The 6,702-nt window shown below is 60.8% G+C and carries 3 protein-coding genes; 1 reads left to right on the top strand and 2 read right to left on the bottom strand.

Translation table 11 applies throughout. The features are described 5' to 3' along the window. Window positions 1-76: 76 nt before the first annotated feature. Window positions 77-811: a thioesterase II family protein gene (locus tag KVG88_RS12660; protein ID WP_217871608.1), complete on the bottom strand. Its 735-nt coding sequence runs from the start codon at window positions 809-811 to the stop codon at window positions 77-79. A gap of 99 nt (window positions 812-910) precedes the next feature. Next, entirely contained in the window at window positions 911-1,606 is a 696-nt protein-coding gene (locus KVG88_RS12655) for an HAD-IA family hydrolase (protein WP_150703134.1), read from the bottom strand. A 245-nt stretch (window positions 1,607-1,851) separates the two neighbouring features. Here KVG88_RS12655 and KVG88_RS12650 point away from each other — a divergent pair, with 245 nt between their 5' ends. Next, window positions 1,852-6,699, top strand: a complete 4,848-nt coding sequence (locus KVG88_RS12650) for an RHS repeat-associated core domain-containing protein (RefSeq protein ID WP_217871607.1) — start codon at window positions 1,852-1,854, stop codon at window positions 6,697-6,699. Window positions 6,700-6,702 lie beyond the last annotated feature (3 nt).

Genomic DNA, 6,702 nt, shown 5'->3' with positions numbered 1-6,702 from the left:
CTTATGTGTTGACTCTTCCATCGCCATCGCGGGCAAGCCCGCTCCCACAGGGATTTGGGTACAGCCTGGAATTGAGTTATCCCACAGCCGCCATGGCATGCCGCCGATGATGAACCTCCAGCTGATCCTTGATCACCCGCAGCACCTTGGCCTCATGCTCATGGATGAAGAAGTGCCCACCAGCGAGCATGTCCACGGAAAAACTGCCGTGGGTTTCCTTGCTCCAGCCGATCAACTGCTCGGTGGTGGCGCGGTCAGCCTTGCCGCCGAGCACGTGCACCGGGCACTTGAGCAACGGTCGCTGGATCGGTTCGAAACGCCCGCACAACTGGAAGTCGGCGCGCAGGATCGGCAGTGTCAGGCTCATCAGCTCTTCGTTGGCCAGCACTTCTTCGCTGGTGCCATTGAGGTTGCGCAGTTGCTCGATCAGTTCGGCATCGGTTTTCGGCTCGGCAAAACCGCGGTCGTAATCCAGGCGCATGGTCGGCGCGGCGGTACCGGAGGCGAACAAGGCCACCGGCTCCGGGGCGCCGAGGGCGCGAAACGCATGGGCCATCTCACACGCCAGCAACGCACCGAGGCTGTGGCCGAACAACGCATAAGGCGCCTTGAGCATAGCTTTTTGTTCGTTGGCCAGTTGCAGCGCCAGGCGGCGCATGTCGGTGTGCAATGGTTCGCCGTAACGCGCACCGCGCCCGGGCAACTCCACCGGTTGCAGCTTGATCCACTCCGGCAGTTTGCGCCGCCAGCGGCTATAGACCATGGCGCTCGCGCCAGAATAAGGCAGGCACAGCAATGTCAGCGGAGTCACCGGACGTACCTCAAAAGTTGTCTGTAAAGAGAACGGATGAAGTACGTCGTGAATTAGTCGCCGATGAAATGCGCCTGCCGGGATGCGCCGCTTTTTGCGTCAGGCCCACTCCAGCGCCGGCAAGCCGAATGCGCTCGGCTTGAACCCTTTGAGCGTACGAAGAATGCCATCGGCGTGTGCGTATTTTTCGTCGGCCATGGCCGCATCCGGAATCGCAATCGCCGTCATCCCCGCCGCTTTCGCCGCCGTGACACCGAACGGTGAATCTTCGAACACCAGGCAATCTTCAGGCGCAACGCCCAGGCGTCGCGCGGCAGTCAGGAAGATGTCCGGCGCCGGTTTGGCCGCGCCTACTTCCGGGTCATCGGCAGTGACGACGAAGTCGAACAGGGCGAACCAGTCGCGGTGCAACGTGGTTTTCTGACCAAACGACTGGCTCGACGAACTGGTGCCCACCGCAATCGGAATGTTGTGGGCCTTCAGATGCCGAACCAGTTCCTGTGCGCCCGGCATCGCCTGCGCTGTAGGAAAACGCTCGCGCATCAGCGGTTCGCGGATCACCAGAAACTCTTCGGCGCTGATCGGCAGTTCAAGCGCCTCAACCACGTAACGCGCCAGGTCACCGGCGCCACGACCAATGATGTTCTGTTTGACGCTCCAGTCGAACGTCCGCCCGTAGCGCGCGGCAATCATGGCCGTGACTTCGGTGTAGATGCCCTCGGTGTCCAGCAACAAGCCGTCCATATCGAAAATCACGGCCTTGATCGGGCCGAACTCTTTCAGCGCTGCATTCATCGCATCTGATCCGTATTGAACGACATCCCAGGCGGCTCAGGTGCGGCCGGCTCCGTGACGGATTAAAGGATTCAGCAGCATAGCGAGCGCGACAGCCCGAGAGCAACGGGCAAAACCCGGACGGTGACGAAGTAACGACATTGCTTTAGCGATTCGCCCTACAACAAACACCTCCTTTCCCGACTTCTTTCTCGACCGATCCAACGCAAAGTTTCTCGCCCATTCACCCAGGCGAAATTGCGCGCATGTTTGATCCCGACAAGCTGCTGGCCATGAACAACACCATCGGCTTGCTGGTGGTGGCGGCGATGAACCCGCAGCAGCCGGACATCGAAACGCTGCTCAGTGATTTTCGCCTCAGCCTCAACCGCTACGACAGCTGGGCGGAAAATTTCTGGAGCGGCGGCACGCTGGGCGTCGAGCAGGTGTTCACGATCGGCGATGAAGTGCGGCTCACCGCGCCGAAGCATTCGACCGTACCCGTCAGCTCCACCGTCACAAGCTGCCCCGCCAGCGGTCCGCTGACGCTGGTGCATCTGTTTGAAGCCGCGCGTTTCGTGCCGATTGGCAACACGCCGGTGACGCTTGAACCGCTGCTGGCAGAGGACCGAAATGGTCCGACATTTGGCGAGCCCATTCACAAAACCATCGGCCCCACCGGCATCCTGGAAATCCCCGATTGCTGGCGCGGCAATCGCTATCGCATCACCTTTTTTCCCAACGTCACCACGGCGCACGTCAAGGCACTCTACGACTCCTATCAAGGCGTGCTGGCAGAACTGGAAGGCTGGCTGCGCCACGAATGGAACACCGAGTTTCAACCGTTGTGGGCCGGGTTTGCCGAAGCGGATTTCACCGAGCGCTACGGCATGCTGCAACGCGCCGACTGGCGCGGCGTTGATAACGCACTTCACGGCTTTTGGGATGACGTGCAGCAGCTTTACGCCCTGATCTCCGATCTGCGGGCCAATAGCGCGAAGCTCCTTGAATACCTGACCGAAGCCGAACTGCAGCAGCTCTTGAAGGCGTCGGCTGAAACCATCGCCAATGTGTTGCTGGTGCTGAGCGACGAGCCGTTGATGTTCATTCATCTGGCGGCTTTCACCAGTTGGCTGCGAATGCTGCCGCCCCAGTACACAGCGGAAGTCGTAGCGGAAATTCGTACCGAGTTGCTGGTCAGTTTCCTGCTGGTGCGCTTGATGGGTCCTGTGGGACTGAAGCTCGGCATGAGCGCCAAGGTGCTCAACAGGATCAAATCCGAACGCGCCCGACGCTGGCTTACAGCGGCGAGTCTGCGCCTGGCGCAGTTGACGAGTCGGTCTGACCTAAGCGCTCACGCGGGCACACTCAGACCCTTGATGCTCAATGCGCAAAGCGCCGCGCTGAGACCGACGCCAACGGTGCCGTTGCAGATCAGCACGCCCGGGGCGGCGGATGCTTGGGTGAACAATCCACTGGTTCTTGCGCGCAGCACGTCCGAGGCGAAAACGCGTCTGGGTCGGCACGAGCCCTTCGACGACGCCCCAGCCCAAGCCAAAAACCCCAACGGCGACAGCGCCGATTCAGCCGAGCGCACCGCCACCCACGGCTGCCCGGTGTCGCTGGTCACCGGCGAAGAACTGCTGACCCTCAGCGATGGTTTTCTGGATGGTTTGCTGCCGTTCGAATTCACCCGCCTTTATCGCACCAGCGCCGTCGAACTCGACAGCGGCCTCGGTTTTGGCTGGAGCCATTCGCTGGCCCAGCGCCTGGAAATCGATGGCGAATCCGTGGTGTGGATCGACGCGGAAAACCGTCGCACGCCGTTTCCGCTGCCGAGCCTGACACGTCCTGCGATCCATAACAGTTTGTCGCGAGCGGCGATTTATCTGGGCGATGCGGCGGAAGAGTTGATTGTCGCGTTGGCGGGTGAGTCGGCGCGGTTTTATCACTTTCGTGATGGCGGCCTGAGCGCGATCAGTGATGCCTACGGCAATCGTCTGGGCGTACAGCGCGACCTGTCCGGACGCATTCAACGGCTCGATAACGGCGCCGGTCGCTGCCTGTTTTTGCGCTACGAGCGCCAGCACCTGATCGCTGTCGACTATCAGCGTTTTCACCCGACCGACGAGGGCTGGCGCACCGAGCAGACGCTGGTCAGCTACCGCTACGACGCCCGCTGGCGCTTGATCGAAGCCACAAATGCCGCCGGTGAAAGCGAGCGTTACGACTACGACGAACAGCACGTCATTTTGCAGCGGCAACTGGCCGGGGGTGCGAGCTTTTATTGGGAGTGGGAACGCAGCGGCAAAGCGGTGCGCTGTGCCCGGCACTGGGCCTCGTTTGCGCAGATGGACACGCGTTATCGCTGGGACGACGACGGCAGCGTGTTGCTCAAGCACGCCGACGGCAGCGAAGAAACCTACGTCCACGATGACCGCGCGCGGTTGGTGCGGCGGGTCGCGGCCGACGGTGGCGAACAGCGCAAAACCTATGACGCCCAGGGCCGTTTGATCGCCGAGCAGGACGCGCTCGGTGCCGTCACCGAATACCGCTACGACGAACTCGGGCGCTTGATCGCGCTGATTCCGCCGGAAGACGAGCCGACGTCCTACGAGTATCGCAACGGTTTCCTGCATGCGCGTTATCGCGGTAAAGCCAAGTGGACCTACCAGCGTAATGCCCAGGGCGATGTCACCTGGCTGATCGATCCCGACGGCCAGAGCACCTATCACGAGTACGACGCTCAGGGCCGGTTGCTGGCGATTCGTTATCCGGATCACAGCCGCCATCTGTTTGAGTGGAACGGCCTTGGACAACTGCTCGCGGAAACCTTGCCCGACGGTGGGCGCCGGCAGTTTTCCTACGATGCGCTTGGGCGGCGGATTACGTTTCAGGACGAACACGGCGCTGTCAGCCGTTATCAGTGGGATGCGCTTGGGCGGTTGCTGCACAGCACATTGCCGAACGGGGCCAGTCGCTGTTTCAGCTACAACGCCTATGGCCAGGTCACCGCCGAAACCGATGAGCTGGGGCGGGTCACGCGTTTTGAATACGCTGACGATCTGCACCTGGTCAGCCGACGGATCAACCCTGACGGCAGCGAACTGAAGTACCGCTACGAGCATGCGCAGCTGTTACTCACCGAGATCGAGAACGAGTCTGGCGAACGCTATCGGCTGGACTACACGCCCAGCGGTTTGATTCAGGCAGAAACCGGTTTCGACGGTCGCCGTACGGCGTATGCCTACGACCTCAACGGCCAGTTGTTGGAGAAAACCGAATTTGGCGATGACGGCTCGCAACTGCTCACCGACTACCAGCGCGACAGCGCCGGGCGTTTGCTGGTCAAGACCCTGCCCGACGGGCTCAAGGTCGACTACCGCTACGACAGCCTCGGTCGTTTGGTCAGTGTCGACGACGGTCAGGATCATCCGCTGGAGTTCGAATACGACGCCCATGACCGGCTGATCACCGAGCATCAGGGCTGGGGCACGTTGCGTTATGGCTATGACGCCTGCGGCCAGCTCAAGCACCTGCGCTTGCCGGACAACAGTCGTCTTGAATATCACCGCGCGCAAGGCGGGGCGCTGACGGCGATCGACCTCAATGGTTCGCGGCTGACAACGCACACCTTTGTCGGCGGGCGAGAACAACAACGCCAACAAGGCTTGCTGCACAGCGACTTTGCCTACGACGAGCAGGGCCGTTTGCAGGCCCATGCCGTCCGGCAAGCGCAACGTCCACTGTACCGCCGCGATTATGCCTACAGCGCTAACGGCAACCTCGCACAGGTCAACGACACCCGTCACGGCGAACGCCACTACCAGTACGACCCGCTCGACCGCCTGATCGGTGTTCGCCATGCCCGCGATCAAGACCCGGAGAACTTCAGCCACGACCCGGCCGGCAATCTGCTGATCCACGACCGCCCCGGCCCCTGGCACCTCAAGGGTAACCGCCTGCTGCGCCACGCCGACCGGCATTACACCTACGACGCCTACGGCAACCTGATCCGCGAACGCCGCGGCGAGACCGTCACCGCCTACACCTACGACAGCCAGCACCGCCTGATCCGCTTCACCGCGCCCGACGGCCAAGAAACGGCCTACCGCTACGACGCCTTCGGCCGGCGTATCGACAAAACCGTCGACGGCCAGACCACCGCGTTTTTCTGGCAAGGCGACCACCTCATCGCCCAAAGCAGCCCCGGGCACTACCGCAGCTACGTCTACGAACCCGGCAGCTTCCGCCCCCTGGCACTGCTGGACGGCCACGGCCCGAAAAACGCCTGCCCGTTCTACTACCACCTCGACCACCTCGGCACCCCGCAGGAACTGACCGACTACAGCGGCGAGATCGTCTGGTCGGGCAAATATACGGCCTACGGCAAGCTCAGCCAGTTGAGCCATGGTGGCGGCGAACAACTGGAACAACCGCTGCGGTTTCAGGGGCAGTACTTCGACGCCGAAAGCGGGCTGCACTACAACCGCCATCGCTATTACCACCCGGACACCGGGCGGTATCTGACGCCGGATCCGGTGAAGCTGGCGGGTGGGTTGAATGCCTACCGCTACACGCCGAACCCGACGGGGTGGGTGGATCCGCTGGGGTTGAGCGATTGTCCTGGGGCGGGTGGGTGTAAGAGACCGGTGGGTGGGGAGCGGGGTCCGGCGGAGAATGTGAGTGTTGATGAGGGGGATGCTCAGCTCCCTGTTTATCCGGAGGAAAAATATTTATACCGTGGTGACGGCCATCACCCAGACGAGATATTTGAAAACGGGTTTAGACCCAAAGGTACCAGTGACGATTTACTGCTCCACTCAATTGACAGCAATAAGCCTCCTAGTAACTTTGTAAGCACTAGCCCCGATAGAGAAGTCGGAATCGATTTCGCAACAAAATTCAATATGCGAAGTGGATTCCTATATACCATTCGAATGATTCCAGGCAGAGATCTCATTAAGGAACTTGGAAAAAAATACAAATTCTCTAATGAACGAGAGGTTGCAATCCAAGGAGGAGTCAAGAAAGAAGACATTCTCGGCGCCACACCTATTGGTGCTAACGGTCGAGCAGGTGATCACAGCATCTTAAACCCGAACAGGAAATAGAAT

The sequence above is a fragment of the Pseudomonas azerbaijanoccidentalis genome (genome assembly GCF_019145495.1).
GTDB classification, from domain to species: domain Bacteria; phylum Pseudomonadota; class Gammaproteobacteria; order Pseudomonadales; family Pseudomonadaceae; genus Aquipseudomonas; species Aquipseudomonas azerbaijanoccidentalis.
Note: the sequence above shows the minus strand (reverse complement) of the source record. Positions and strands in the feature narration are given on the sequence as shown.